A 24,564-nucleotide genomic window follows, 5' to 3' on the forward strand; every position below is an offset into this window, starting at 1 on the left:
AAATCCTCTCCTCGCCCGTCGGCCCGAAATCGGAAAACGACTTTCGGAAAGCACGGGTGCATGCATCCAAGTTTCAAGAGCGCAGTTCATGCGTCCAGATGGACGCGGCTTGCTCCCGTCCGCATCCTTCAATCGCCCGATTTCCGGGCGATTGCAAGGCAGTGAGGCATGCTTGGCGCGACGCTATCGCACCAGGATGTTGCGGAATTGCCACGGGTCGTTCCGGTCGAGGTCCTCCGGAAACAGGCCGGGCCGATTATCGAGCGGCGTCCACTCGGTATAATAGCCCTTCACCGGTCCGAGGTATTGCGACTGCACGTCCAGACAGCGCTTGTAGTTCATCTCGTCGGCCTCGACGATGCCGGCCTCGGGGTTCTCCAGCGCCCAGACCATGCCGGCCAGGACCGCCGAGGTGACCTGCATGCCGGTGGCGTTCTGGTAAGGCGCCAGCTTGCGCGCTTCGGCGAGCGACAATTGCGAGCCGTACCAGTAGGCGTTCTTGTCATGGCCGTAGAGCAGCACGCCGAGCTCGTCGACGCCGTCGACCAGTTCGTTTTCGTCGAGCACATGGTGTACCGGTTGCGCCTTGCCGGCGGCGCCGAACATTTCATGCAGCGACAGCACCGCGTCGTTGCAGGGATGATAGGCGTAATGGCAGGTCGGGCGGTACTGAACCTTGCCCTTCTTGGAGCGCACGGTGAAGAAATCGGCGATCGAGATCGCCTCGTTGTGGGTCACCAGGAAGCCATATTGCGCACCCGGCGTCGGGCACCACGAGCGCACGCGCGTGTTGGCGCCCGGCTGCTCCAGATAGATGGCGGCCTTGGAGCCGTGCTTGTGTTTCTTGCCGTTCTTGGGCATCCATTTCTCATGCGTGCCCCAGCCGAGTTCGGCGGGCTGCAGGCCCTCGGAGATGAAGCCCTCAACCGACCAGGTGTTCCAGAACACGTCCATAGGCTTCGGCTTCTTGGTGCGCTGGGTGTCGCGCTCGGCGATATGGATGCCCTTGACGCCGGCCTTCTTCATGAGCTTCGCCCAGCCCTCGCGGTCTTCCTGCGCGGGTTCCGAAAACTCGAGGCCGAGATCGGTGGCGAGGTTGACCAATGCCTGCTTGACGAACCATGAAACCATGCCCGGATTGGCGCCGCAGGTGGAGACCGCCGTCGCGCCGCCGGGCTTGTCGTGCTTTTCCTTCAGCAGCGACTCGCGCAACGCATAATTGGTGCGGCTGGCATTGTCGGCCGTGGCATCGAAGTAGAAACCGAGCCATGGCTCGACGACCGTGTCGATATAGAGCACGCCGAGCTTGCGGCAGAGCCGCATCAGGTCCACCGAGCCGGTGTCGACCGACAGGTTGACGCAAAAACCCTGGCCGCCGCCATTGGTCAGCAGCGGCGTCAGGAGCTTCTTGTAGTTCTTCTCGGTCACCGCATCCTGCATGAAGGTGATGCCACGCTCATCGAGCAGCGCGCGGTCGGTGCCCAGCGGATCGATGACCGTCATGCGCGATTTGTCGAACTTGAAATGGCGCTCGATCAGCGGCAGCGTGCCCCGTCCGATCGAGCCGAAGCCGATCATCACCACAGGGCCGGTGATCTCACCGTAAACGGGCCAGTTTTCATTCGCCATTTTATCGAGCACTCCTTCAGACAGGTGCAAAACCCGGGCATTCTCGCCCAACGGGCATGCGCTACATCACAGATCATTGTCATAAACCAGTGAAAAGCGCCAACCGCCGGTCAGGCGGCGTTCGCCATTTGGTTAAGGACGCCGACCAGCCGGTCGCGGTCTGATGTCAAGCCCTTGTAATCGAGCTGGGCGATGTCGAGCGCTTCGAGCTGGGCAGCGAAAGCCGGAGCCAACGTTGCCCGGTCGGGGTGATGCGCCAACGCCGCCAGCGGGTCGAGATGAATGCGGATGGTGAACAGGATGTCGCCCGAGACGGGCAATTTTCGAAGCGTCTGCCGCTCGACGCGGATGAAGGCGTGGGCATTGATGTCGCCATCGGCAAATCGCGACGGGCGGCTGGCGGCGCGCTCGATGCGCTCGACATTGGATAGCGGGTGGTAGAGCGCCCCGCCCGATTGAATCGACCAGTTGTAGCGCTCCACGGCCTGACCCTGGAGGCCATCGAACATGCGGTTGATCAGCTCGGCCGGGCGCGTGCCCGGGCCAAAACCCGGCACAGGCGCATGGATATGCTGCAACGGCTTGCCGAATTTTTCGAGCAGTGACCATGAGGAGGGAAAGCAGAGCGAGCCGGCGGCGAGCCGCCAGCCGTCGTCGCCGCGGCGCATCAGGATCAGGTCTTCCTGGACGAGCAGCGAGGCCGCGACAAGCGGCGGCTTGGCGAAGCCGCCCTCGGGATTGCCGGCGGCGCCGATCACCTCGACCCCGCCACTGGCACACCGATGGGTTTCGGGAAATACCTGCGGCAAGTGCGCTTCGAGCAGGTCGAGCACTTCGCGCTGGGCATCGCGCGTGCCGTCTTCCTCGACGAACACGGTGCCGGGCATTTCGGCATAGAGGCGGCGCTTCTCGGCAAGGAACGGCAGGAGGTGTTCGTCGACTTCGATCCAGTCGGCCAGGGCAAGCGGCTTCAGCCCGATGGTGAACAGCTTGGACGAGCCATCATAGGGCGTGTGGGTGGGCAGCGGTGTCATGCTTCAGATCAGCTTTGCCGGGATCAAGCCGCGCAGTGAATTGCCGACATAGAGCGCCCTGGCGGATTTCAAGTCGTCAAAGCTGTAGATCGCTTCGCGGGCGCGGCCTTCATCCAGAAGCGCGCCGCGCAATACGCCAGGCAGCAGCCCGCAATCGAGGCGGGGCGTCAAAAGCATGCCGTCGCCGAAATCGGCGAAGACATTGGTGATGGTGCCTTCGCACATCTCACCACGCTCGTTGGCCAACAGCACTTCGTCGGCCTGGGTGACGAGATATTCGGCGCGGGCATGCGTGTAGACCTGCCGCCGGCTGGTCTTGTGGCGCAGCAGCATGTCGTGCGAATCGAGCCTCGTGTGCGCCAACCGCAGCGTCCAAACTTTATCGGCGGCGAGCGGCTCATAGGGCTGGACCGAGGCGGCCGCGTCGCCACTGCGCGCCAAAGCCAGGCGCATGCGCAAGGCGTTGCGCGCGCCGTCGACAGCCTTGCCCAACACGTCGCCGATCCTTTGCGGGTCGCAGGCAAAACCGAGTTCGGCCGCCGAACCATAGAGGCGCGCCAGATGCCGCTCCAAGCGCAGGAAGCCCGTGGCCGGCTCCCAGCGCATGGTCTCGATCAATTCGAAACCGGCGGCGTTCCCGTCGCGAAGCGGGCTTTCAAGAGACACTCCTGATACTCCTCCTGCGCGGTTGAATCGAAGACGATGCCGCCGCCGACATTGTAGACGGCCTCGCCGCCGGGAAAGAGCGAGATGGTGCGGATCGCCACGGAAAAGCGCATCGTGCCGCCGGGCGCGATCCAGCCGATGGCGCCGCAATAGACATCGCGGGGCGTGCCTTCAAGGTCATGCAGGATCTCCATGGCGCGGATTTTCGGCGCGCCGGTGATGGAGCCGCAGGGAAACAGCGCTGCAAAGATCTGGCGGATCGTGAGGCCCGGCAGCAGCTTCGCCCTGACGTCGCTCACCATCTGGTGGACGGTCGGATAGGTCTCGATGCGGAACAGCTCGGGCACTTCCAGCGTGCCGACCTCGCTGATCAGCGAGATGTCGTTGCGAAGCAGGTCGACGATCATCCGGTTCTCGGCCTGGTTCTTCTCGTCATTGCGCAGGAAGGCTTTCTGGCGCTCGTCGTCGGCTTCCGTCGCACCACGCGGCGCCGTGCCCTTCATCGGATGGGTCTCGACCATGCCCTGCGCGTCGATCTCGAAGAACAGTTCGGGTGAGCGCGACAGCACGACCGGATCGCCAAGCGAAACCAGCGCGCCGTATTTCACCGGCTGGCGTTCGGTCAGCGCGTCGAAGGCGGCGAGCGGATCGCCCGACCATTGCGCATGCACCGGAAAGGTCAGGTTGCCCTGGTAGCAGTCGCCTTGCCTGATGTGCCGGTGCAGCCGCGAGAACCGCTTCTCGTAATCCTTGAACGACCATGTCGCCCTTGCATCGAAGATGGGGCCGTTGGTCGCCGCCGCCTTGCGGGGCGGCACCGGCTCTTGCACCGGCGCGTCGAAGACGCCCAGGCAGACCAGCGGGGCGCGGCGCCCGGCCGGCAGCAACGGAACCAGCTTCGGCTCCAGCAGGTAGCCCGCTTCGTATGAGAAATAGCCGGCAAGCCATTTGCCGGCGTCATGCGCGGCCTGGGCCGCCTGCAGCGCGGCCGAGAAATCCCGGGCCTCGTGCGCCGTGATGATGTCGGCCGGTCGGTCGAAAACGAGCTGGCGCGCGCTTTCGTCATTGCGGAAAATTGCGGCGGGCAGGGGCATGAAACTCGGCGCGTGGATCGATGAAGCCAATGATGGCTCTATATGGGGGGCCAGCCGCGCGCAATCGAGGGAGCGGCACCTTGCCACTTAAAGCCGACCTCTGGCCCAACCTCTGGCCGATCCGTGGGCAGACCTTGCCGCCAAAAGCAAACCGGCGGCGCTTCGTTCGCGCCGCCGGCCGCAATCGTCGGATCTGCCCTGTCGCTCAGGTGTTGCTGGCGGTTCCGGCCGACGGAAACTGCCTGGCGAATTCCGCCTCGTTGCCGGCGGCGAGCAGCTTGGCCTGCTCGATCCAGCGCTCGCGCGCTATACGGCCGTCGAAATTCATGACGTCCTCGATCCGCTTGACATCAGCGGCTGTCCAGGCGGCGATCTGGGCAAAGCTGGTGACGCCTTGTGCCCTGAGCAGCTTCTCGTTGACCGGGCCGATACCGATCAGCCGACGCAGATTGTCGGGTTTGCCGGAAGCCGCCTTGGCCGGCGCGGCCTTCGCCGCCTTCCTGGGCGTCGCGCTGGCCTTGGGTGCGGTCTTGGCGGCAGCGGCCTTCGGCGCGCCGGTCTTCGCGGCGCTGGAAGCGGCCTTGGCCGCAGCCGGCTTCCTGGGCGCCGGCTTGGCCGCCGGAGCGGATTTGGCAGGGGTGGGCGTCGACATCAATGCGGCCGGCGCCGGCGCCGCCGCCTTTGCCGGGCCGGAGCCGGTCGAGGCCTCGCGCAGCTGGCGCTCAAGGTCGGCGCGGGTGCGCCCACCGGCATCCAATTCGCCGGTCAGGCGATCGCTGTCGGCCCGCAGCCGGTCGCGCTCGCTGCGTGTGCGGTCGAGGTCGCCGCGCAAGCTGTCGAGCTCACCGCGCAAGCGTCCCCAGATGAACCAGCCAACCAGCACACCCACAAGGAACGCCAGGAGCATGTAGAAAAAAGTGCCCATTGTCTCTCTCCAGTCAGATCCGTCTGCCGCGGCATTGGACTTTAATGACCTTCGGCGAAGGACTACTCGATGATGGTTCCGCCGCCTGCGGAACAGCCGGCTTCAGTCGAGCCGTCGGCATCGGCTTTGCAAGCCATGGCCAAAGGCCGTCGTCGCGTGTACCGGAACGCCGCGGTCGGCTGAAACTTCCCCGCCCGACCCGCATGCTCCGGCTGAGCTTGGCGGGGAGGCTATCATAGAGCTTACGGAAAGCTATGGGAAAACTACGAAAGAGAGTTATTCAAGAACAGATATTCAGACCAAGAATAGTGTGGTCCCAATATGCATTCCGGCTAAACTGTTCTGAGCAGGTGGGGGCAGCGTGCAGAAGACGCCTCAGTCGTCGAGCGCTTCCAGCTCGTCGATCAGGCCGCTGATCACGCCAAGCCCGATCTGCCAGAAGGCGGGATCGGTGGCATCGAGGCCGAAAGGTGCCAGAAGCTGCGAATGATGCTTGGTGCCACCGGCGCGCAGCATCTCGAAATATTTGTCCTGGAAGCCACGCTCGGCGTTCTGGTAGACCGCGTAGAGGGAGTTCACCAGACAGTCCCCGAACGCATAGGCGTAGACGTAAAAGGGCGAATGGATGAAGTGCGGGATGTAGGTCCAGAACACTTCGTAGCCGTCGCGCAGCTTTATCGCCGGGCCCAGACTTTCCGCCTGCACCTCCAGCCAGAATTGGCCGAGCCTGTCGGATGTCAGTTCGCCGTTGCGGCGCTCCGCATGCACCTTGCGCTCGAACTCGTAGAAGGCGATCTGGCGCACGACCGTGTTGATCATGTCCTCGACCTTCTGGGCGAGCATGGCCTTGCGCTCGCGCCTGTCGGTGGTCTGCTCGAGCAACGAGCGGAAGGTCAGCATCTCGCCGAAAACGGACGCCGTCTCGGCCAGCGTCAGCGGCGTGGAGGCCATCAGCGCGCCCTGGTCGCCGGCCAGCACCTGGTGCACGCCATGCCCAAGCTCATGCGCCAGCGTCATCACGTCGCGCGGCTTGCCCATGTAGTTGAGCAGCACGTAGGGGTGCGCCGAAGGCACGGTCGGATGGGCGAAGGCGCCGGGGGATTTGCCTGGGCGCACCGGCGCGTCGATCCAGTTGCGGTCGAAGAAAGTCCGCGCGATCTCGGCCATCTCGGGCGAGAAGCGCTGATAGGCGGACAGCACCGTGTTCCTGGCCTCGTCCCAGCCGATCACCGCCTGCGGCGTCTCCGGCAGCGGCGCGTTGCGGTCCCAGTGGTTCATCACCTCCATGCCCAGCCAGCGCGCCTTCATCCGGTAATAGCGGTGTGACAGGCGCGGATAGGCCTCGCGCACCGCCGAAGCCAGCGCATCGACCACACCGCGCTCGACGCGGTTGGCGAGATGGCGTGAATCGGCGATGTCCTCGAAGCCGCGCCAGCGGTCCGAGATTTCCTTGTCCTTGGCCAGCGTGTTGGTGACCAGCGTGAAGGTGCGCAAATTCCTCCGGAAGGTCTGGGCGAGCGCCTCGGAGGCGCGGCGTCGCACGTCGCCGTCGGCATCCTGCAATCGGTTCAGGGCCGGTTCAAGCGTCAGCTCCTCGCCGTCGACGTCGAAGCGCAGGTCCGTCATCGTCTCGTCGAACAGCCGGTTCCAGGCACTGCGCCCGGTGATCGACTTCTCGTGGAAAAGCTGCTCGACGCGATCCTCGAGCTGATAGGGCTTGTCCAGGCGCAGATCGAGCACCCAGGGCCGGTAATGACCGAAGGCGGGGTCGGCCGCGAGCGCGCCCTCGATCGCCGCGTCGTCGATCAGGTTCAGTTCGAGCGCGAAGAACAGAAGATGCGCGCTGGCGTCGGTCATCTTCTCCTGGATGTCGCCATAGAGCTTGGCGCGCTGCGGATCGGCGGTGTTGCCGGCGTAGATGAGGCCGGCATAGGAGACGATGCGGCCGATCAGCTCTTCCAGGGCCTCATAGGCGACAAGCGCTTCGCCCAGCCTGCCTGCGCTGCCACGCTCGGCCTCGGCGGACAGCGTGCCCTTCCAGCGGCTCTCGAAGGCGACCGCATCCGCCGCGGCTTTCGCGATGTCGCGCTTCAGCTCCGGCGCCTCCATGCCGGCATAGAGGTCGGCGAGATTCCATTCCGGCAGATCGCCAAGCTCGGCGGCGCCCTGACCGGAAGCTGGCGCCGCAGGCCGCCGATCAAACATCACGCGCATCGACAATACCTTCTTTTAAAATCAAGTGGCCGGGCCCAGGGCCAGAATCAAGGAGAACGGAGAAGCCGGTCAAATCCTAAGGAATTCGTTCACCGGGTTTTTTGAAACCTTATTTAGAACCCTGTGCCAAGATGGTCCATGGGGATATCGGGCGGGCGGCTCAAGACAGTCATGACAGGTTCCATACTCATAGTCGATGACGATCCCGTGCAGCGCCGGCTGCTCGAGGCGGCGGTGACGCGGTTCGGCCACACCGCAATCGTCGTCGACGGGGGCGCTGCCGGCCTCGACGCCCTCGACGGGCCCGGCGCCCGCGACGTGTCGGTGGTCATCCTCGATCTGGTCATGCCCGATCTCGATGGCATCGGCGTGCTCAAGGCGATGCGCGAGCGCGGCATCACCATCCCGGTCATCGTGCAGACCGCCCAGGGCGGCATCGAGACCGTGGTTTCGGCGATGCGCCACGGCGCCTTCGACTTCGTCGTCAAGCCGGCCTCTCCCGACAGGCTGCAGGCCTCGATCGCCAACGCGCTCAAGGTCGAGGCTGTCGAAGGCGAGGTCAAGCGCACGTCGCGCCGGCGCGGCGGGCTGCTGACCTTCAGGGACATGATCACGCACAGTCCCGCCATGGACAAGGTGATCCGCCTCGGCCAGAAAGCGGCGGCATCCAACATCCCAATCCTGATCGAGGGCGAATCCGGCGTCGGCAAGGAACTGGTGGCGCGCGCCATACAGGGCAGCGGCGACCGACGCTCGAAACCTTTCGTCACCGTCAATTGCGGCGCCATTCCCGACAATCTGGTCGAATCGATCCTGTTCGGCCATGAGAAAGGCTCGTTCACCGGAGCCACGGAAAAGCACACCGGCAAATTCGTCGAAGCGCATTCGGGCACGCTGTTCCTGGACGAGATCGGCGACCTGCCGCTCGACGTGCAGGTCAAGCTGCTGCGCGCCGTCCAGGATGGCGAGGTCGATCCGGTCGGCGGCCGCGCCACGGTCCGGGTCGATATCAGGCTGATTTCGGCGACGCACCGCAATCTCCTGCAGCAGGTCAAGGACGGCAAGTTCCGCGAGGACCTGTTCTACCGGCTCAACGTCTACCCGATCTATGTGCCGCCATTGCGCGACCGCCGCGACGACATTCCCGATCTGGTCGCACATTTCATGGAGAAGGTGGCTCCGGCAGACCCGCGACATCGCCTGCGGGGCATTTCGGCGGCGGCGCTCGCCGTGCTGCAGGCCTATGACTGGCCCGGCAACATCCGGCAGCTGGAAAATGCCGTCTTCCGCGCCTCGGTGCTGTGCGAAGGCGATGTGCTCGGCGTCGAGGATTTCCCGCAAATCCGCGCCCAGGTGGAGGGCACGGTCCGTCTCGATGTGGACATCGCGCCGGCCGGCCCGGCTTTCGCCATAGAACCGCGCGATGAGCCGGCGCTGAGCGGTGAGGGCGTTTCGGCTGCCGAACCCGAATCGCCGATGCGGCTTCAGCCACGCTTCGGCACGCTGCGCGCGCTCGACGAACGCGGCAATGTGCGCGCCCTGGCGGAGGTCGAACTGGAGATGATCAAGTTCGCCATCGATCACTATAACGGCCAGATGAGCGAAGTCGCCCGCCGCCTCGGCATCGGCCGCTCGACGCTTTACCGCAAGCTCAAGGAATACGGCATCGATCCGGAAACCGGCAGGTTGGACCGGCTCGCTTCCTGAGGGCGCTGTCGCGCACAGCCGCCCGATGCCCGGCCTGAGAGCGGTCGGCCCGAATGCGGTCACGCAAGGCCGGGACCAGCTTGCGCTGCCATCATGTCGCCGGTGCATTGACTGGACCGGAATGTGGCGCGCCGATGGCGACGTCCCCGACGGTCCTGTTCACGCATTAAGGCTAACGGTAACGGATCGTGTTTCGGCCAAAAGGGGAATCGTGATCTAAACCAGCGGTTTACCAAGAAACCTTGTGGACAATTTTTGACGGGATATCGCCACGGTGTTACCGCATTTCGGCTTCAATAAGCGATGATTAACCATTAGGATCGATATTCGGATGTGACAACGACACGTCCGTTTGGGCAAATCCGGGGACAAACGGCAGCCTGCAAGGCCTTTTGATTTGAACAGAATCGAACGACACACAAACGGGCGGCACTATCATTTGAGCGTCTGGCCGAAGTGGCTGGCGGCCATGATTGTCGCATTTGGTTTTCTTGCTGCTGCCGCAACCGGCGCCAGGGCCGAAGTCCGTTCGCTGAAGCTCTACCACCTCCACACGCACGAGAAGGCGGAGATCGTCTACAAGCGCAACGGCCGTTACGACCAGGCCGGGCTGAGGAAGATCAACATCATCCTGCGCGACTGGCGCCGCAACGAGCCGACCAAGATGGACCCGCGCCTGCTGGACCTGGTCTGGGAAGCCTATCGGGAAAGCGGCGCCACCGACTATATCCAGGTGGTTTGCGGCTATCGCTCGCCGTCGACGAACTCGATGCTGCGCAGCCGCAGCAAGGGTGTCGCCGAGAAGAGCCAGCACATGCTCGGCAAGGCAATGGACTTCTACATTCCCGGCGTGCCGCTGAAGAAGCTGCGCAATATCGGGCTCAAGATGCAGGGCGGCGGCGTCGGCTACTATCCGAGATCCGGTTCGCCATTCGTCCACATGGACGTCGGCAATGTTCGCCATTGGCCCGGCATCAGCCGACAGGAACTGGTGAGCCTCTTCCCGAACGGCAAGACGCTGCACGTGCCGAGCGACGGCCGGCCGCTGCCCGGCTTTGAGCAGGCGCTTGCCTCATACAAAGCACGCAAGGGCTCCGGCGGCGCCGCCATCGAGCTGGCCAGCGCCGGCGGTGGTTCCAAAAGGTCCGGCGGACTGCTGGCTGCCTTCTTCGGCGGTGGCGACGACGAGGCCGACGACAGCGCCGATGTCGCATCGGCAGAGCCGGCGCCGAAGCCGAGAAGCGTGAAGCCGGTACCGGCGAGCACTGCCAAGAGCGGCACCCTGCCGGGGATCGCGATCGTGGCGCCCGAGAACGCCAAGCGCGCCGAGATCCCGCAGGTCGCCGAGGAGCAGGCTCCGGAGCCGGAAAAGGATACGCCCGAGACGATCATCGCGGCGTTGCCGGCACGCAGCATCCCGCTGCCCGATTTCGCGCCGCGGCCGAAAGTCGATGTCGGCGCGCAGCCGCCTGAGAATGTTCCCTTCGGCATGGCGGATGCGACGGCCAGCACCGAACAGACCGTGGCAACCGTGCAGACGCCGGCGAATATGCCTTTCGGCAAGGCTGATCCCTCGGCGGTCGCCGCCGATGCAGCGCAGGTTGCCGCCAATAACATACCTTTGCCGACATGGCGCCCCGAACACACGTTGCCGGCGGTGCTGGCGCCTGCGCCCAGCAAGGATGTGCTGATGGCGCTGGCCGAGACGGCCGAGCGTGGCAAGACCGCGACCGATGCCTTCTCGGTGCTGCCGAGCGCGCGGCCGGATATGACCAATATCGATGCGGCCAAGCTCGATGCGGCCAAGCCCGATGCGGTCAAGGCCGTGCTCGACGAGGCCGAGGCGCCTCCCGTTCAGGCTGACTATTATCGGGTCGCGTCGTTGTCCGAGCCTCGTTCGGCTTTCAACGACCCGTCCGGCGTCGATGCCGCATCGCCGCGCGAGGCCGTCGTCGCCCGCGCTGCCGGTTCCGATCCGGTCGCCGCGATCGGCGCCGGCGTGAGGACGACCCGCAAGGAGGCCAGAGCCACCGCCCGCGACCTGAAACCCGGTCCCAAGGCCATCGTGGTTGCCGCCGCGCCGCAGGCCGCCCGCTGGGCGCTGACCAGCGGCGAGAATGTCGCGATGGTTTCGAGCGCCACGACGGCGCCGGGCTACGCCTACAATGTGGTCCACACGCCGCCGAGCGAGGTCTACACGGCCGGCTTCCAGCAGGGCGACCAGATGGCGGATCCGAACCGTTTCACCGGCAATGCCGTAAAATTCCTGTCCGTCGCGCGCTTCCAGACGAAGTAGCGTAAAGACCGGGCATTCCGAAAGCCGCGCTGGGCAACCGGCGCGGCTTTTTTGTTGTCAGCCGGCTGTGTGCGGGAACAACCGGCATGCATGAAGCCGGCCCCGGGGGGATCACGGGTGCCTGAACTTCTCGTGAAAACGTAAAAGCCGCTCGTTTCCGGGCTAGAATGGCTGCGTTCCAACCTGGGGATATTCATGAAGAAGATTCTATTGGCATCCGTCCTGGCGCTGGTGGCGGCATCGGCGGCTATTGCTCCCTCGCAAGCCGAAACCGTGATCATCAAAAATGGCAAGCATCACTGCCGGACCAAGGTGGTCACGCATTGGAAGCATCACCACAAGGTGGTCGAGAAGGTCAGGGTCTGCAACTGACCGCCAAGGCTGACTGCCATGGCACCAAACTAGCCCGACCGGCGCGAGCCGGCCGGGCTTTTTCGTGCCGCCCGGGATGGTTCAGTCGATGTCCAGCGCGGCCGCTTCGCCCCGCGCCAGAAGCCGCGCGGCATCGCGTGCAGGCGGCAACCCGAACTGACGCGCATATTCCCGGCTGAACTGTGAAGCACTTTCATAGCCGACCGTAAAGGCAACCTGCGCGGCGTTTCCCGGCTGGGCCAGCAGCAGGTGGCGGGCCTCCAGCAGGCGGACCTGCTTCTGGTACTGGATCGGGCTCATCGCCGTCGCCGCCTTGAAGTGGCGATGAAACGCAGCGCTGCTCATATTGGCGAGTTCGGCCAACCGCCGCACCTCGATGGGCTCGTCATAATGAGCCCGGATCCAGGCGGTCGTCCGGCGGATCTGTGACAAGCGGCTGTCGGCGCCGGCGAGCTGGCGCAACTTCGCGCCTTGCGGACCTTGCAACAGGCGAAACAATATCTCGCGCTCGAGCAGGGGAGCGAGCACGGGAATCTCGGCGGGCCTGTCGAGCAGCCGCAGCATCCGGCGCCACGCGTCGAGCAGGTCGTCATTGGCCAGGTAGGTCATGAAATCGTCGCCACCGACGGCCGGCTCGTGCTCGATGAGCAGGGCTGCGATCGCCTTGACATCGAGGGCGAAGCCGATGGCCACATAGGGATGCGCGGTGCTCGCCTCGATCAACTGGCTGGTGGCGGGCGTCTCGACCGCGTAGACGAAAAAGCTGCCGGCTTGATAACGAAGCGTGCGCTCGCCGATCAGCACCGATTTCGTGCCTTGCAGCACGAACAGCGCCGTCGGCTGACAAAGCTCGGGCATCGGCGGCGTCGGGACCTCGCTGCGGCCGATCGTAACGCGAGGGATCGCCGTCCTTGTCCGCCGTCCATGCGCATGGCGGGCGGCGATGGCGATCAATTCCAGTAGCGCTTCTCTCATCGTTTCAGCATTGCCGATCCGCGTGAGCCGCGCAACCAGGTGAGAGGATCAGGCAAGAGCAAGAGAGTTTTCGGCGCGCGAGGCCCGTCGCGATGCGCCATCTCTAAGGCGCGTCGCGTTTGGCGACGCGCCATGGGTTCGTTTTATGCATGTCGTTCTCCCAGACCGGAACCCCTTTTGGGCGACATGCATCAGGCCCCCACAAAGGAGAGTTGGATATGACCGCATCGAAGAGCGCGCTGGTGACCGGCGCCAACAAGGGCATCGGCCTGGAGACCGCACGGCGCCTGGCGGCGACAGGATTCAAGGTCTGGCTCGGCGCCCGCGACGCCGAACGCGGCGCCGGGGCGGCACAGGCGCTGCGCAGCGAAGGGCTCGACGTCGAGTGGCTCGAACTCGACGTCGCCGATGACGAAAGCGTGGCAGCCGCCGCCAGGACCGTCGCGGCGCGGGTGCCGAGCCTCGACGTGCTGGTCAACAATGCCGGGATCGCCCCGCGATATGTCGACGCGCTCGGCCCCGACGGCCGCTATGAGCTGCCGCCGAGCCGGGAGAATGTCGCCGACATCAAGGCCACCTATGACGTCAACGTCTTCGGCCCGGTCCGGGTCACCCAGGCATTCCTGCCGCTCTTGCTGGCCTCGCCCGCCGGCCGCATCGTCATGGTAAGCAGCTATATCGGCTCGATCGCACGCGCGCAGGACGCAACAGGTGAAAACCAGTCGCCCAACATCATGGGCTATGGCAGCTCCAAGACGGCGCTCAACGCCATCACGGTGGCGTTCGCCAGGGAGCTCGCGCCGCGCGGCATCAAGGTGAATGCGGCCGCTCCCGGCTACACCGCGACCGATCTCAACGGGCACAGGGGCGGTCGCACGGTGCGGCAGGCAGCCGAGATCATCGTGCGCCTGGCGACGCTGGATGCCGATGGTCCGACTGCCGGCTATTTCGACGAGAATGGCCCGCTGCGCTGGTGAACGCGAAAGCGTTATCCGGCGAGCTTGCTCGCGGCGCGTGCGAGAGCTTCGATCTCGTCCCACCTGCCGGCCTTGACCATGTCATCGGGGGCGACCCAGGAGCCGCCGACGCAGATGACATTGGGCAGGCTGAGATAGTCGGCCGCGTTCTTGCCGGTGATGCCGCCGGTCGGGCAGAATTTCACGTCGGCGAGCGGCGAGGCGAATGCCTTCAGCGAGGCGATGCCGCCGGACTGCTCGGCCGGGAAGAACTTCAGGAAGCGCAAGCCTGCTTCGCGCGCGGCCATGATCTCGCCGGGGGTGATGGCGCCGGGCAGCAGCGGAACCTCGCTGTCGGCGGCGCCGGCCAGAAGCTCGCGGGTTATGCCCGGGCTGACGATGAATTGCGAGCCGGCGGCGGCCGCCTCGTCGAACTGGCGCGCATCCAGAATGGTGCCGGCACCGACGATGGCTTCCTCGACCTCGCCCGCCACGCGGCGGATCGCTTCCAGCGCATCCGCGGTCCTGAGCGTGATCTCGATCGCCGGCAGGCCGCCGCGCGCCAAAGCGCGGGCCAAGGGCACGGCATTGGCAACTTCAGCGATCTTCAGCACCGGGATGACCGGCTGGCCGTTAAGCAGCGACAGGAGTCTTTCGGTCTTGCTGGGCATCTTTCTCTCCATGTCGTTGCCAATTCAACCGATTAGCAGACTGATATTTTCCTGTCCACGCAACCGGGCGTGTCGTGATGTCACGCACGCCGGGCAGCTTACGGGCTCTTCCGGAACAGGGCCATGACAGGCCGTCAAACCCGTTTCGCCTTGAATCGGCTTTTACGAGCGTCTAGTTGCTCTGGCAATGACACCGTCCGCGCCATCCCAGCCTGTCCGCGTCGCCGCGCTCTACAAATTTGCGCGGCTCGACGCCTTCCAGGCGCTGCGGGCTCCACTGGCCGCTTTTTGCTGTGGACGCGGCATCAGAGGTACGCTGCTTCTGGCGCATGAAGGCATCAACGGCACGGTCGCCGGCAGCGATGCGGCGATTGCCGAACTGATCGGACATCTCGAAGGCATCGACGGGCTGTCCGGCCTCGAGGTGAAATACAGCAGCGCCGCGCAACCGCCCTTCCACCGCATGAAGGTGCGGCTGAAGCGCGAGATCGTCACCATGGGTGTCGAAAACATCGACCCGGCGAAAAGTGCGGGCACCTATGTCGCGCCGGCCGACTGGAACGCGCTGATTTCCCAACCCGACACGATCGTCATCGACACGCGCAACGCCTACGAAGTGTCGATCGGTACCTTCAAGGGCGCCATCGATCCGGCGACCGCGAGCTTTCGCGAATTCCCGGCCTGGGTGGAAGAGCACCGCGCGGAGCTGGAAGGCCGCAAGGTCGCCATGTTCTGCACCGGCGGCATACGCTGCGAAAAGGCGACGGCCTATGTCAGGTCGCTCGGTCTCGAGGAGGTGTTCCATCTCAAGGGCGGCATCCTGAAATATCTCGAAGAGGTGCCGGCCGAAGACAGCCTGTGGCAAGGCGAATGCTTCGTCTTCGACGAACGGGTTTCGGTGTCGCACGGCCTCGCCGAGGGCGACGCCGAGCTGTGCCGCGCCTGCCGGCATCCGCTGACCTTGGACGAGCTGACATCGCCGAAATTTGCCGCCGGCGTCTCTTGCCCGCATTGTTTCGACGCTCGTTCGGACGACGACCGCCAGCGCTATGCCGAGCGCCAGCGGCAGGTCGAGCTGGCGCAGGCGCGGGGCAGGGGACCGCATATCGGATCCTGATCAAGGCACCTGGGCCGGGGCAAAGCGGCCGTCCGTCATTGCAATGCCTGGTTTCGGGACCTACGTCTTCGGCGTTCGAAACCTGCCCGTTCGGCCGGGCAATCCTGGAGGCATTGATGTTCGATCCCAAGAAGCTTCTCGACGATCTGCTCGGCTCGCAAATTCCCGGCACCGGCGGCACGGTCCGCGACAAGGCGGGACAGGCGGTGCAGATGGCCAAGGACAATCCTCTTGCGGCGGGCGCGCTGGCCGCGGTGCTGCTTGGAACCGGCGCCGGGCGCCAGGTCACCGGTGCCGCCGTCAAGCTCGGCGGATTGGCAGCGATCGGTGGCCTCGCCTACAAGGCCTACCAGAACTACAAGGCCGGCAATGCACCCGAGCAGGCGCCGGCGGCCGGCGAACCGGAATTGCTGCCGCCGCCGAAGGACACTGCCTTCCACCCGTCGCAAGCGCCCCAGGGCGAGGACGAATTCACGGTGACCCTGGTGCGGGCGATGATCTCGGCGGCCAAGGCCGACGGCCATGTCGACGACGAGGAGCGCAAGAAGATCGCCGGCAAGCTGAGCCTCGCGGGGATCGGTTCCGATGCGGAAAAATTCCTGATGGCGGAGCTGGAGAGCCCGCTCGACCTCGACACGCTGGTGGCCGGCGCCAAGACCGACGCGCAGAAGCTCGAACTCTACACGGCGTCGCGCCTTACAATCGATCCCGACACACGCGCCGAGCGCGGCTATCTCGATCTGCTCGCGGGCCGGCTCGGCCTGCCGGATGCGCTTATCGACCATGTCGAGGCGACGGTTTCGGCGGTCAAAGTGCCGGCTGCCAAGGCCGGGACCTCACCCAATCCACGCTGGTAGGCCAAAACGGAACAGGCGGGCCTTGGTGGCGTTAACCTCTCGTTAACCCAGGAAGCGCATGATTCTAGACAGTCGGATCGGCTTTCCTCCTCCCAAGTCCGGTCCAGATCAGGGCGGTCGCCAATGACCGCCCTTTTTGTCGGCCCTCCGGGCTTCTCCCAAAAACGAATTGCACTTTTCGGCACCCGGCTAGGCTACGAACCCATGATAGGAATTTTTTCCTTGACTGGGTGAAGGCAACTATGGTAGATATTTGGTTATGGTGCTGAGTTGCGCCAGGGACCCGCCGCACAGGCGGGTTTTCCGTTCAAAGGCTCCCTCGACAGCGCGTCGTCAAAGGCTCCGAAGAGACCTGCCGGCTCGGATTCGGTGCCCTGGCCACCAGCGTCCCGCTTGCCATCGCCGCCGTCATTTGCGATGCCTTTTGTCCCTGGACCACCTGAAAATCAGTCGAGCCAAATGCGGCGCAGCCGGAGGATATCTGCCATGACCGAAAAAACCGCCATCGTCACCGGCGCCGGCACGGGCATCGGCAAGAGCGTCGCCACCGCGCTGCTCAAAGCCGGCTGGAATACCGTGTTCTGCGGACGTCGGAAGGCGCTGCTGGACGCGGCGATCGCCGCGGCCGGGCAGACGGATGCCAAGGCACTGGCAGTCGCCTGCGACATCAGCAAGCCCGGCGAGGTCGATGATTTGTTCGAGACGGTGGCGGAGGCGTTCGGCCGCGTCGACCTGCTCTTCAACAATGCCGGCATGGGCTACAAGTCGACGCCGATCGACGAAATACCGGTCGACGTGTGGAACGATGTTGTGGGCGTAAACCTTACCGGTTCGTTCCTGTGCGCCCGCGCGGCCTTCCGCGCCATGCGCAAGCAGAAACCGATGGGCGGCCGCATCATCAACAACGGCTCCATCTCGGCCTACGCGCCGCGCCCGGGATCGGTGCCCTATACCGCGACCAAGCATGCCATCACCGGGCTGACCAAGACGCTGGCGCTCGACGGCCGCCCCTACGACATTGCCTGCGGCCAGATCGACATCGGCAATGCGCTGACCGACATGGCGCAACCGATGACGGTCGGCGTGCCGCAGGCCAACGGCTCGATTGCCGCCGAAGCGGTGATGGACGTCCAGCACGTGGCCGACGCCGTCGTCCACATGGCCAGCCTGCCGCTCGAGGCCAATGTGCTGTTCATGACCGTGATGGCGACCAAGATGCCGTTCGTGGGCAGAGGCTGATTAGGCGCCCGTCAGCGCCACGCCCGGCAGATAGAGCGCGATCGGGCGGATCTCGTAGACGGCGGTCGGGTTGACGCGGCGCAGATCGCGCGCGATGGCGATCGCGTCATCGCGCTTGGCGCAATCGACGACATAGAGGCCGAGAAGCTGTTCCTTGGTCTCGGCGAACGGGCCGTCGATGACGGTGCCGTCGCCCGGTCCGCGCAAGGTGCAGGCCGACTGCGTCTCCCCAAGTCGCGCCGAGGGGCCAAGCATGCCCTGCCGGTAAAGCCGATCGTTGACCTCGAGCAGGTCGGCCATCAGTGCCGCGTCCTGCTCAGGCGTCAGCTCCGCGATCGCTGCTTCCGCATGGTAGGCGAGGATGGCGTAAAACATCTGGCGCGACCCCTTCTTCGATCCTGGTTGCAAGGGTACGACAGTAGCCGTTCCCGACATGCTCGCCCAGCCTCCGGCCACGCGCATCCCGACGGCTCATGACAGCGAGGAGCTGCGTTCGATCACGGCAAGCTATCTGAACCGGCCAAGGTCCGGGCTGAGCCTCACTTGGCCAGGAACGCTCCGATCCTGTCCAGCGCGCGCAAAATGTTCTCCTCGGAATTGGCGTAGGAGAGCCTGACATAGCCCTCGCCGAGAATGCCGAAATCGGGGCCGCCGATCAACGCGACGCCGGCGTCGTCGAGCAGGGCCGAGGCGAGTTGCTTCGCCTTCCAGCCGGTCTTCGACACGTTGGGGAAGGCATAGAAGGCGCCCTTGGGCGTGATGCAGGAAATGTTTGGCAGGGCGTTCAGTCCCTCGACCACGACCTTCCTGCGGCGGTCGAAGGCGCGCATCATCTTGTCGACGTCGTCCTGCGGGCCGTCGATTGCCGCGATACCGGCAAACTGGCTCGGCGCGTTGACGCAGGACCAGCAATTGACCGCCAGCTTGCGCACCTTGTCGTAGAGATGGGCGCCCTTGTCGCCGTTCGGCCAGATCGACCAGCCCATGCGCCAGCCGGTCATCGCCCAGGTCTTCGACCAGCCGTTGAGCACGATCAGCCGGTCGCGGATTTCGGGGAAGCCGAGCAGCGAGCAGTGTTTTTCGCCGTCATAGGTCATCACGTCGTAGATCTCGTCGGAGAGGATGGCGACCTGGGGATGCGCCTCCAGTCCCTTGACCAGCTTCTCGATCTCGGCGCGCGGCGTGACGCCGCCGGTCGGATTGGCCGGCGAGTTGAGGATCAGGAGCCTCGTCTTAGGGGTGATCAGCGCCAGCGTCTCTTCAGCCGAGAAGGCAAAGCCGTTCTCCTCGCGCATCGGCACGGGAATGGGTGCAGCACCGGTGAACTCGATCATCGAGCGGTAGATGGGAAAACCGGGATCGGGATAGAGGATCTCGGCGCCGGGTTCGCCGAACATGAGGATGGCGGCGAACATGGTCGGCTTGCCGCCGGGCAGGATCATCACCGCCTCGGGCGATACCTCGACCCCGGTCGTGGTCAGCGTGCGGCGCACCACCGCCTCGCGCGTCGCCAACAGACCGTTCGCCGGCGTGTAGCCGTGGTGGCCGTCGCGCAGCGCCTTGATCGCGGCCTCGACAATGTGCTGCGGCGTCTTGAAGTCGGGCTGGCCGATGCCGAGATTGACGATGTCGCGGCCTTGTTGGGCGAGTGCCGTGGCCCTCGCGAGCACGGCGAAGGCGTTTTCCTCGCCGAGGCGATCGAAGGCCGAAATCGTGTGGAGCATTTTTCCCGTCCGTGTGGTTCTTGCTATGCGGTTGCGTTTTTGTGAGCTTCGGCTCGCAAAAGTCAAACGGATTGGAGCTTTCGGTGTCGGAAAATCTCAAAGACTGGCAGCCGCGTCCGCGCCCGGAGCGCAAGGTGCTGGAGGGCCGCTATGTCAGGCTTGAGCCGCTAAGCGCAGCCAAGCACGGCGATGGCCTCTATGAAGCGTCGTCCGTGGCCGATGTCGATGGCCGCTTCGCCTGGCTGCCCGACTATCCGCCGGAAACCCGCGCCGCCTTCCAGCCCTGGCTGGACAAGGTGGAGGCGAGCGGGGATCCGCTGTTCTTCGCCGTCATCGACAAGGCGAGCGGCAAGGTCGCCGGACGCCAGACCTTGATGCGCATCGATCCGGCCTATGGCGTCATCGAGATCGGCAACATCTATTGGGGGCCGCTCATCTCGCGCAAGCCAGCGGCGACGGAAGCGCAGTTCCTGTTCATGAAATACATTTTCGACGAGCTCGGCTATCGCCGCTACGAATGGAAATGCAACAACCGCAACGAGCCGTCGAAGCGCGCGGCGGAAAGGTTCGGCTTCAAGTTCGAGGGCGTTTTCCGCCAGCACCTGATCGTCAAGGGTGAAAACCGCGACACCGCATGGTATTCGATCATCGACAAGGAATGGCCGGCCTTGCGCAAAGCCTACGAGGCGTGGCTCGATCCGGCCAATTTCGACGGTGCCGGCCAGCAGAAACGACGGCTCGAGGATTGTCGCGCGGAAGTTGGCGCCTAGGAGTTTTATCATTGGCGCACAGCCACGATCACAGCGGGCACGATCACAGCGGGCACGATCACAGCGGGCACGACCACAGCGGGCATAGTCATGGCGCGGGCCATGTGCATGGCTCGACCGACAAGAAGCGCGTTCTGATCGCGGCCTGCCTGACGGCGGGTTTCATGGTGGCCGAGGCGCTTGGCGGCCTCTTCACCGGCTCTCTGGCGCTGTTGGCCGATGCCGGCCACATGCTTGCCGACGCCATCGCGCTCGGCCTTGCGTGGTATGCGTTTCATCTTGCGGACCGGCCGGCGACCGTCCGCCTGACCTATGGCTTCGGCCGGGTCAAGACGCTGGTGGCTTACACCAACGGCATCGCCATCTTCGTCATCGCGCTGTGGATCGTCTACGAGGCGTGGGAGCGCCTGCAGACGCCGGCGCCGGTGCTGGGCGGGCCGATGCTGGTGGTGGCGATCCTCGGCCTGCTGGTCAACATCGGCTCTTTCCTGGTGCTGCATGGCGGCGACCGCGAAAGCCTCAACATGCGCGGCGCCATACTGCATGTGCTCGGCGACCTGCTCGGCTCGGCCGCGGCAATCGTGGCGGCGATCGTCATTCTGGCGACCGGCTGGACCCCGATCGATCCGATCCTGTCGGTGCTGGTCTCGCTGCTGATCCTGTCCACGGCGTGGTCGCTGATGCGTGCCGCCGCCCATGTCCTGCTCGAAGGCGTGCCGCCAAGCCTCGACCGCGATCTCATCGCCAGCGACATCGCGACGAGGGTCCAGGGGGTGCGCGAGGTGCACCACATGCACATCTGGTCGATCGACGGCACCAGCAGCATGGCGACGCTGCATGCCTGCCTCGACGAGGGCGTGGATGCGCACAAGGCGGTCAGCGCGATCAAGAAGCGGCTTGCGTCGGAGCATGGCATCAGCCATGCCACGGTGGAACCTGAATTCGGCCAGTGCGCCGACGACCGCGACGAGCACGATCATGACCATGACCATGACCACCAAGGGCATGACGCGGCTTTGCATCATGGCCACCATCACTGACGCAGGGAACCCAAGCGCCTTGAATCCGAGCTCGACGACCCCTGGCCACGCCGGGACAGCATAATGGATCGCGATACCAGGAACGCCGCCATCGCGGCGCTGTCGATCATGCTGCTGTTCGGCATCGCCGTCTATTTCCTGCCAAACATCATGCTGGCCCTCGGCGACCTGTCGACCGCGCTCGCCGGCATCTTCGGCACTGCGTTCGTGCTGGCGTTTTTCTTGGTGTTCTGGCTGCGCGCGCGCAGCCAGCGCAAAAATCAGGGCAAATAAGGGATATCGGACATGCGCATTCTGATCACGGGCGCCGCCGGCATGGTCGGCCGAAAGCTCATTGCACGGCTGGCGAAGGACGGCAGGCTGCGCGGCCAGAAGATCACCGCGCTCGATCTGCACGACATCGTACCGCCACAGGCGCCGGCCATCGATGGCGTCAGCATCTACAGCCATACCGGCGATCTCGCCGAGGCGGGCGCCGCCGAGGGGCTGGTCGCGTCGCGGCCCGACGTCGTGTTCCATCTCGCCGGCATCGTGTCGGGCGAGGCCGAAGCCAATTTCGATCTCGGCTACCGCGTCAATCTCGACGGCACGCGCGCCTTGTTCGATGCCATCCGGCTGGCGGGGTTTGCGCCGCGTGTCGTGTTCACCTCGTCGATCGCGGTGTTCGGCGCGCCGTTCCCGGACGTCATTCCCGATGAATTCCACACGACGCCGCTGACCTCCTACGGCACGCAGAAGCAGATGAGCGAGGCGCTGCTGGCCGACTATTCCAGGCGCGGCTTCTTCGACGGCATCGGTATCCGGCTGCCGACCATCTGCGTGCGGCCGGGCAAGCCGAACAAGGCGGCCTCCGGCTTCTTCTCCGGCATCATCCGCGAGCCGCTGAGCGGTCAGGAGGCGATCCTGCCGGTGCCTCGCACCGTCGTCCATACCCACGCCAGCCCACGCTCGGCGGTGAATTTCCTGATCCATGCGGCCGGAATCGACAGCGCCGCCGTCGGGCCGCGCCGCAACCTGACGATGCCAGGCGTCGCCGTCACCGTCGGCGAGCAGATCGAGGCGCTGGAACGTATCGCCGGGCCGAAGGCGGTGAGCCTGATCCGCGAGGAGCCGGATGAGACGATCTGGGCGATCGTCAAGGGCTGGCCGACGCGGTTCGAGGCACGGCGGTCAAGGGAACTCGGCTTCAGCGCCGAGAAGAATTTTGACGAAATCATCCGCGCGCATATCGAGGATGAACTCGGCGGCAAGGTGGATTGATATCCAGGCGATGCCGGGCTGCCACGGCTGATCCCTGTCACCGGAAGGCGCTGCGATTTCCCTCATCCTCGGGCGCCATTTGCGGGTCAGACGCCGCCCGTCAGGCTCGCCGACAGCAACAGCAGTCCGAACAGGAACACGAAGGCGGCGCCGCCGATCTCGACGATCGAATGGATGCGGTTGCCCATGCGGCCGTCGCCGGCGAAATACACCGCCCAGTTCTTGGCGGTCACCGCGATCGTCGCCAGCGCAGAGACGGTGATGGCGGTGCCGATCGACATCGCCAGCACCGACAGCAGGCCGCCGAGCCACAGGCCGTTGAGCAGGGCGAAGCTGAGCACGATCAGCGCGCCGGAGCAGGGGCGGATACCGACCGCGGCCACCGCCGTCCAGGCGGTGCGCCAGTCGAAGCGGTCGCCCGACAGCAGCGCCGGATCGGGCGCATGCGAATGACCGCAGGTTTCGCAGACCTCGCCCACTGAATGGTCATGATGGGCGTGATCGTGATGCGCATGGGCGTGCGCGCGATGGTCGTGGTCATGCGCGCCGTGGTCGTGATGATCATGCGAATGGTCATGGGCATGGTCATGATCGTCATGCAGGTGCGCATGCGAATGGGCATGCGCAGCGTGGCTGTGTGAGGCATGCGAATGGCCGGCGTGAGAATGGCCGCCATGCGAATGACCAGCGTGTGAGTGGCCGGCGTGAGCCGCCGACAGGCTATAGGCGGGACCTCTGCCGAACAGGCGCAGGATGGAAGGGCCGAGCTTGCGCCACAGCAGCCAGGCGCCGAACAAAGTGACGAAGACGAAGCTCATGATCTCCATGAACCAGGCTGCGTCGGTCATCGAGACGGCGGTGCCGCGCAGGACGAAATAGGCGACCGCCATGACCGCGACCGCGGTCAGGCCCTGCAGCAGCGCCGAGACGAAGGACAACAGAATACCGCGCCGCAAGGCCACTTCGTTGGCGACCATATAGGACGAGATCACCGCCTTGCCGTGGCCGGGGCCGGCGGCGTGGAAAATGCCGTAGGCGAAGGACAGGCCGATGAGCACCCAGAGCTTGGAGTTGTCCTGGCGCATTGCCTTCATCGCCGTGGCGAGCGCGCGGTAGAATTCCTGCTGCCGCAGATTGATCCACATCAGGATGTGGGCGAACGGGCCGGTGGTCGGCGCCATGCCGTCATTGACGCCGATGCCGAGCGAACTCTGCGCATGCGCCGTGCCGGCGAAATGCATTGCGGCAAAGGTGAGGGCCAACAGGCCGAACGCCAAACGCAGGGAGGGTTTCACTGCATTCATCCTTCTGGCTGACAGGTCAGTTCGAGCTTGGTGGCGAAGATCTTGCTCATGTCGGTGCCTGTCGGGTCGTTGAAGAAGGCGTCCGTCAGGGTCTTCTGGTTTTCCTTGATGGCCTCATCCGGGTCGGGGCGGACCACCTTGTCGGTGCAGTTCGGCGGCAGGCCCTCAACCGTGATGTTGGCGTCCTCGGTGAAATCGATCGCCGTGTAGAAGGTCGGATCGTAGACGCCGATATCGATCTTGCCGGCGAGTTTGATCGGCGCCTTCGGTTCGGACTCGAACAGGATGATCAGCTGGTCGTTGTCGAAATTGGCCATCAGATGCGGCGGCGGCGTCATCGGCACGTCCTTGCCGTCCTGGGTGACGAGCTGGAAATAGTTGAACTCGGCCAGCGAGGCGTGGACCGTTTCGGCGACCTCCTTCAGTTCCTTGTCGTCAAGCTTCAGGTCGGAATTCTTGTCGAACTCCATCATGACAGTACTGGAAAACAGATCGTCGAAGCGCCAGAGATGGCGCAGCGCTTTCACGCTTTGGTGATCCGGGGAGAGGATCACGTCGAGGCGGGCCTCAGCGAAAACGTGGGGATGCACCTCGGCGGGTCCAACGGCGGCCAATGTCGCCGCCAAGGCCGAAGCCAGCATGATTGCGTGCCGTTTCAGATGCATTCGCGGTCGCGATTCCCTGGCTTCGGAGAGAAGTCGACAGTTACCAGAA

23 protein-coding genes are annotated in these 24,564 nt (G+C 64.7%); 11 read left to right on the forward strand and 12 right to left on the reverse strand.

What is annotated here, in order from left to right:
• Positions 1-183 precede the first annotated feature (183 nt).
• The 6 genes from LB551_RS11480 to LB551_RS11505 form a co-directional block, all read right to left on the reverse strand.
• Positions 184-1,629, reverse strand: a complete 1,446-nt coding sequence (locus tag LB551_RS11480) for a homospermidine synthase (RefSeq protein ID WP_224659221.1) — start codon at positions 1,627-1,629, stop codon at positions 184-186.
• Positions 1,630-1,739: 110 nt separating this feature from the next.
• Positions 1,740-2,663 (reverse strand): heme-dependent oxidative N-demethylase family protein, encoded by a 924-nt coding sequence (locus LB551_RS11485; protein ID WP_224659222.1) that lies wholly within the window; start codon positions 2,661-2,663, stop codon positions 1,740-1,742.
• Between the two features lie 3 nt (positions 2,664-2,666).
• Positions 2,667-3,329: an aminotransferase class IV family protein gene (locus tag LB551_RS11490; RefSeq protein ID WP_224659223.1), complete on the reverse strand. Its 663-nt coding sequence runs from the start codon at positions 3,327-3,329 to the stop codon at positions 2,667-2,669.
• Positions 3,278-4,423, reverse strand: a complete 1,146-nt coding sequence (locus LB551_RS11495; RefSeq protein WP_224659354.1) for an aminodeoxychorismate synthase component I — start codon at positions 4,421-4,423, stop codon at positions 3,278-3,280. The genes LB551_RS11490 and LB551_RS11495 overlap by 52 nt, the downstream gene beginning before the upstream one ends.
• Before the next feature lie 205 nt (positions 4,424-4,628).
• Complete coding sequence (locus tag LB551_RS11500; protein WP_140549613.1) at positions 4,629-5,348, reverse strand: proton-conducting membrane transporter; 720 nt, start codon at positions 5,346-5,348, stop codon at positions 4,629-4,631.
• A gap of 375 nt (positions 5,349-5,723) precedes the next feature.
• Positions 5,724-7,562 (reverse strand): M3 family oligoendopeptidase, encoded by a 1,839-nt coding sequence (locus LB551_RS11505; protein ID WP_224659224.1) that lies wholly within the window; start codon positions 7,560-7,562, stop codon positions 5,724-5,726.
• A gap of 171 nt (positions 7,563-7,733) precedes the next feature.
• Here LB551_RS11505 and LB551_RS11510 point away from each other — a divergent pair, with 171 nt between their 5' ends.
• The 3 genes from LB551_RS11510 to LB551_RS11520 all read left to right on the forward strand — a co-directional run bounded on the left by LB551_RS11510 (position 7,734) and on the right by LB551_RS11520 (position 11,937).
• Positions 7,734-9,269, forward strand: a complete 1,536-nt coding sequence (locus tag LB551_RS11510) for a sigma-54-dependent transcriptional regulator (protein ID WP_224659225.1) — start codon at positions 7,734-7,736, stop codon at positions 9,267-9,269.
• Positions 9,270-9,738: 469 nt separating this feature from the next.
• A complete protein-coding gene (locus LB551_RS11515; protein ID WP_224659226.1) occupies positions 9,739-11,565 on the forward strand; it encodes a DUF882 domain-containing protein in 1,827 nt (608 codons plus the stop codon).
• Positions 11,566-11,760: 195 nt separating this feature from the next.
• Positions 11,761-11,937, forward strand: coding sequence for a hypothetical protein (locus LB551_RS11520; protein WP_140560312.1), 177 nt, complete (start codon positions 11,761-11,763; stop codon positions 11,935-11,937).
• 81 nt (positions 11,938-12,018) lie between these two features.
• Here LB551_RS11520 and LB551_RS11525 read toward each other — a convergent pair whose 3' ends face one another.
• Positions 12,019-12,912, reverse strand: a complete 894-nt coding sequence (locus LB551_RS11525) for an AraC family transcriptional regulator (RefSeq protein ID WP_224659227.1) — start codon at positions 12,910-12,912, stop codon at positions 12,019-12,021.
• A gap of 218 nt (positions 12,913-13,130) precedes the next feature.
• Between LB551_RS11525 and LB551_RS11530 the strand changes: the two genes are divergently transcribed.
• Positions 13,131-13,889 (forward strand): SDR family oxidoreductase, encoded by a 759-nt coding sequence (locus tag LB551_RS11530; protein WP_140549617.1) that lies wholly within the window; start codon positions 13,131-13,133, stop codon positions 13,887-13,889.
• A gap of 11 nt (positions 13,890-13,900) precedes the next feature.
• Here LB551_RS11530 and LB551_RS11535 read toward each other — a convergent pair whose 3' ends face one another.
• Positions 13,901-14,539: a 2-dehydro-3-deoxy-phosphogluconate aldolase gene (locus tag LB551_RS11535; RefSeq protein WP_140549618.1), complete on the reverse strand. Its 639-nt coding sequence runs from the start codon at positions 14,537-14,539 to the stop codon at positions 13,901-13,903.
• Between the two features lie 187 nt (positions 14,540-14,726).
• Here LB551_RS11535 and LB551_RS11540 point away from each other — a divergent pair, with 187 nt between their 5' ends.
• From LB551_RS11540 to LB551_RS11550, 3 genes are all read left to right on the forward strand, one after another.
• A complete protein-coding gene (locus LB551_RS11540; protein ID WP_140549619.1) occupies positions 14,727-15,656 on the forward strand; it encodes a rhodanese-related sulfurtransferase in 930 nt (309 codons plus the stop codon).
• A gap of 116 nt (positions 15,657-15,772) precedes the next feature.
• Entirely contained in the window at positions 15,773-16,513 is a 741-nt protein-coding gene (locus LB551_RS11545) for a tellurite resistance TerB family protein (RefSeq protein ID WP_224659228.1), read from the forward strand.
• 486 nt (positions 16,514-16,999) lie between these two features.
• Positions 17,000-17,752 carry an SDR family oxidoreductase gene (locus LB551_RS11550; RefSeq protein ID WP_224659229.1) on the forward strand — a complete coding sequence of 251 codons (753 nt, stop codon included), beginning with the start codon at positions 17,000-17,002 and terminating at the stop codon, positions 17,750-17,752.
• On the opposite strand, the gene LB551_RS11555 is transcribed toward LB551_RS11550, so the two are convergent.
• Both LB551_RS11555 and LB551_RS11560 read right to left on the reverse strand, forming a co-directional pair.
• Positions 17,753-18,127 (reverse strand): YciI family protein, encoded by a 375-nt coding sequence (locus LB551_RS11555; RefSeq protein ID WP_140549622.1) that lies wholly within the window; start codon positions 18,125-18,127, stop codon positions 17,753-17,755.
• Positions 18,128-18,291: 164 nt separating this feature from the next.
• Positions 18,292-19,476 carry a pyridoxal phosphate-dependent aminotransferase gene (locus tag LB551_RS11560; protein WP_140549623.1) on the reverse strand — a complete coding sequence of 395 codons (1,185 nt, stop codon included), beginning with the start codon at positions 19,474-19,476 and terminating at the stop codon, positions 18,292-18,294.
• Between the two features lie 83 nt (positions 19,477-19,559).
• Between LB551_RS11560 and LB551_RS11565 the strand changes: the two genes are divergently transcribed.
• Genes LB551_RS11565 through denD form a run of 4 tightly spaced genes read left to right on the forward strand, consistent with a single transcriptional unit; the run spans position 19,560 to position 22,546 of the window.
• Positions 19,560-20,246: a GNAT family N-acetyltransferase gene (locus tag LB551_RS11565; protein ID WP_140549624.1), complete on the forward strand. Its 687-nt coding sequence runs from the start codon at positions 19,560-19,562 to the stop codon at positions 20,244-20,246.
• A gap of 11 nt (positions 20,247-20,257) precedes the next feature.
• Positions 20,258-21,286, forward strand: coding sequence for a cation diffusion facilitator family transporter (locus LB551_RS11570; RefSeq protein WP_263495786.1), 1,029 nt, complete (start codon positions 20,258-20,260; stop codon positions 21,284-21,286).
• A gap of 60 nt (positions 21,287-21,346) precedes the next feature.
• Positions 21,347-21,559 (forward strand): SoxR reducing system RseC family protein, encoded by a 213-nt coding sequence (locus LB551_RS11575; RefSeq protein ID WP_140549626.1) that lies wholly within the window; start codon positions 21,347-21,349, stop codon positions 21,557-21,559.
• A 12-nt stretch (positions 21,560-21,571) separates the two neighbouring features.
• Complete coding sequence (gene denD, locus LB551_RS11580; RefSeq protein ID WP_224659231.1) at positions 21,572-22,546, forward strand: D-erythronate dehydrogenase; 975 nt, start codon at positions 21,572-21,574, stop codon at positions 22,544-22,546.
• Between the two features lie 86 nt (positions 22,547-22,632).
• On the opposite strand, the gene LB551_RS11585 is transcribed toward denD, so the two are convergent.
• Together LB551_RS11585 and LB551_RS11590 are read right to left on the reverse strand one after the other, a co-directional pair.
• Positions 22,633-23,850, reverse strand: coding sequence for a nickel/cobalt transporter (locus LB551_RS11585; protein WP_224623944.1), 1,218 nt, complete (start codon positions 23,848-23,850; stop codon positions 22,633-22,635).
• The gene (locus LB551_RS11590; RefSeq protein WP_140549629.1) at positions 23,847-24,515 is read right to left on the reverse strand and encodes a DUF1007 family protein; all 669 of its coding nucleotides are present in this window, start codon (positions 24,513-24,515) and stop codon (positions 23,847-23,849) included. The genes LB551_RS11585 and LB551_RS11590 overlap by 4 nt, the downstream gene beginning before the upstream one ends.
• Positions 24,516-24,564: the final 49 nt, after the last annotated feature.

This window comes from Mesorhizobium sp. BR1-1-2 (genome assembly GCF_020165435.1).
Taxonomy (GTDB): Bacteria; Pseudomonadota; Alphaproteobacteria; order Rhizobiales; family Rhizobiaceae; genus Mesorhizobium.

What these genes read in the sequence shown, in the direction of transcription:
- LB551_RS11480 (WP_224659221.1), bottom strand. Translation starts at nt 1,629, where the DNA reads ATGGCGAATGAAAACTGGCCCGTTTACGGTGAGATCACCGGCCCTGTG.
- LB551_RS11485 (WP_224659222.1), bottom strand. Translation starts at nt 2,663, where the DNA reads ATGACACCGCTGCCCACCCACACGCCCTATGATGGCTCGTCCAAGCTG.
- LB551_RS11495 (WP_224659354.1), bottom strand. Translation starts at nt 4,423, where the DNA reads ATGCCCCTGCCCGCCGCAATTTTCCGCAATGACGAAAGCGCGCGCCAG.
- LB551_RS11500 (WP_140549613.1), bottom strand. Translation starts at nt 5,348, where the DNA reads ATGGGCACTTTTTTCTACATGCTCCTGGCGTTCCTTGTGGGTGTGCTG.
- LB551_RS11505 (WP_224659224.1), bottom strand. Translation starts at nt 7,562, where the DNA reads ATGCGCGTGATGTTTGATCGGCGGCCTGCGGCGCCAGCTTCCGGTCAG.
- LB551_RS11510 (WP_224659225.1), top strand. Translation starts at nt 7,734, where the DNA reads ATGACAGGTTCCATACTCATAGTCGATGACGATCCCGTGCAGCGCCGG.
- LB551_RS11515 (WP_224659226.1), top strand. Translation starts at nt 9,739, where the DNA reads ATGATTGTCGCATTTGGTTTTCTTGCTGCTGCCGCAACCGGCGCCAGG.
- LB551_RS11520 (WP_140560312.1), top strand. Translation starts at nt 11,761, where the DNA reads ATGAAGAAGATTCTATTGGCATCCGTCCTGGCGCTGGTGGCGGCATCG.
- LB551_RS11525 (WP_224659227.1), bottom strand. Translation starts at nt 12,912, where the DNA reads ATGAGAGAAGCGCTACTGGAATTGATCGCCATCGCCGCCCGCCATGCG.
- LB551_RS11530 (WP_140549617.1), top strand. Translation starts at nt 13,131, where the DNA reads ATGACCGCATCGAAGAGCGCGCTGGTGACCGGCGCCAACAAGGGCATC.
- LB551_RS11535 (WP_140549618.1), bottom strand. Translation starts at nt 14,539, where the DNA reads ATGCCCAGCAAGACCGAAAGACTCCTGTCGCTGCTTAACGGCCAGCCG.
- LB551_RS11540 (WP_140549619.1), top strand. Translation starts at nt 14,727, where the DNA reads ATGACACCGTCCGCGCCATCCCAGCCTGTCCGCGTCGCCGCGCTCTAC.
- LB551_RS11545 (WP_224659228.1), top strand. Translation starts at nt 15,773, where the DNA reads ATGTTCGATCCCAAGAAGCTTCTCGACGATCTGCTCGGCTCGCAAATT.
- LB551_RS11550 (WP_224659229.1), top strand. Translation starts at nt 17,000, where the DNA reads ATGACCGAAAAAACCGCCATCGTCACCGGCGCCGGCACGGGCATCGGC.
- LB551_RS11555 (WP_140549622.1), bottom strand. Translation starts at nt 18,127, where the DNA reads ATGTTTTACGCCATCCTCGCCTACCATGCGGAAGCAGCGATCGCGGAG.
- LB551_RS11560 (WP_140549623.1), bottom strand. Translation starts at nt 19,476, where the DNA reads ATGCTCCACACGATTTCGGCCTTCGATCGCCTCGGCGAGGAAAACGCC.
- denD (WP_224659231.1), top strand. Translation starts at nt 21,572, where the DNA reads ATGCGCATTCTGATCACGGGCGCCGCCGGCATGGTCGGCCGAAAGCTC.
- LB551_RS11585 (WP_224623944.1), bottom strand. Translation starts at nt 23,850, where the DNA reads ATGAATGCAGTGAAACCCTCCCTGCGTTTGGCGTTCGGCCTGTTGGCC.
- LB551_RS11590 (WP_140549629.1), bottom strand. Translation starts at nt 24,515, where the DNA reads ATGCATCTGAAACGGCACGCAATCATGCTGGCTTCGGCCTTGGCGGCG.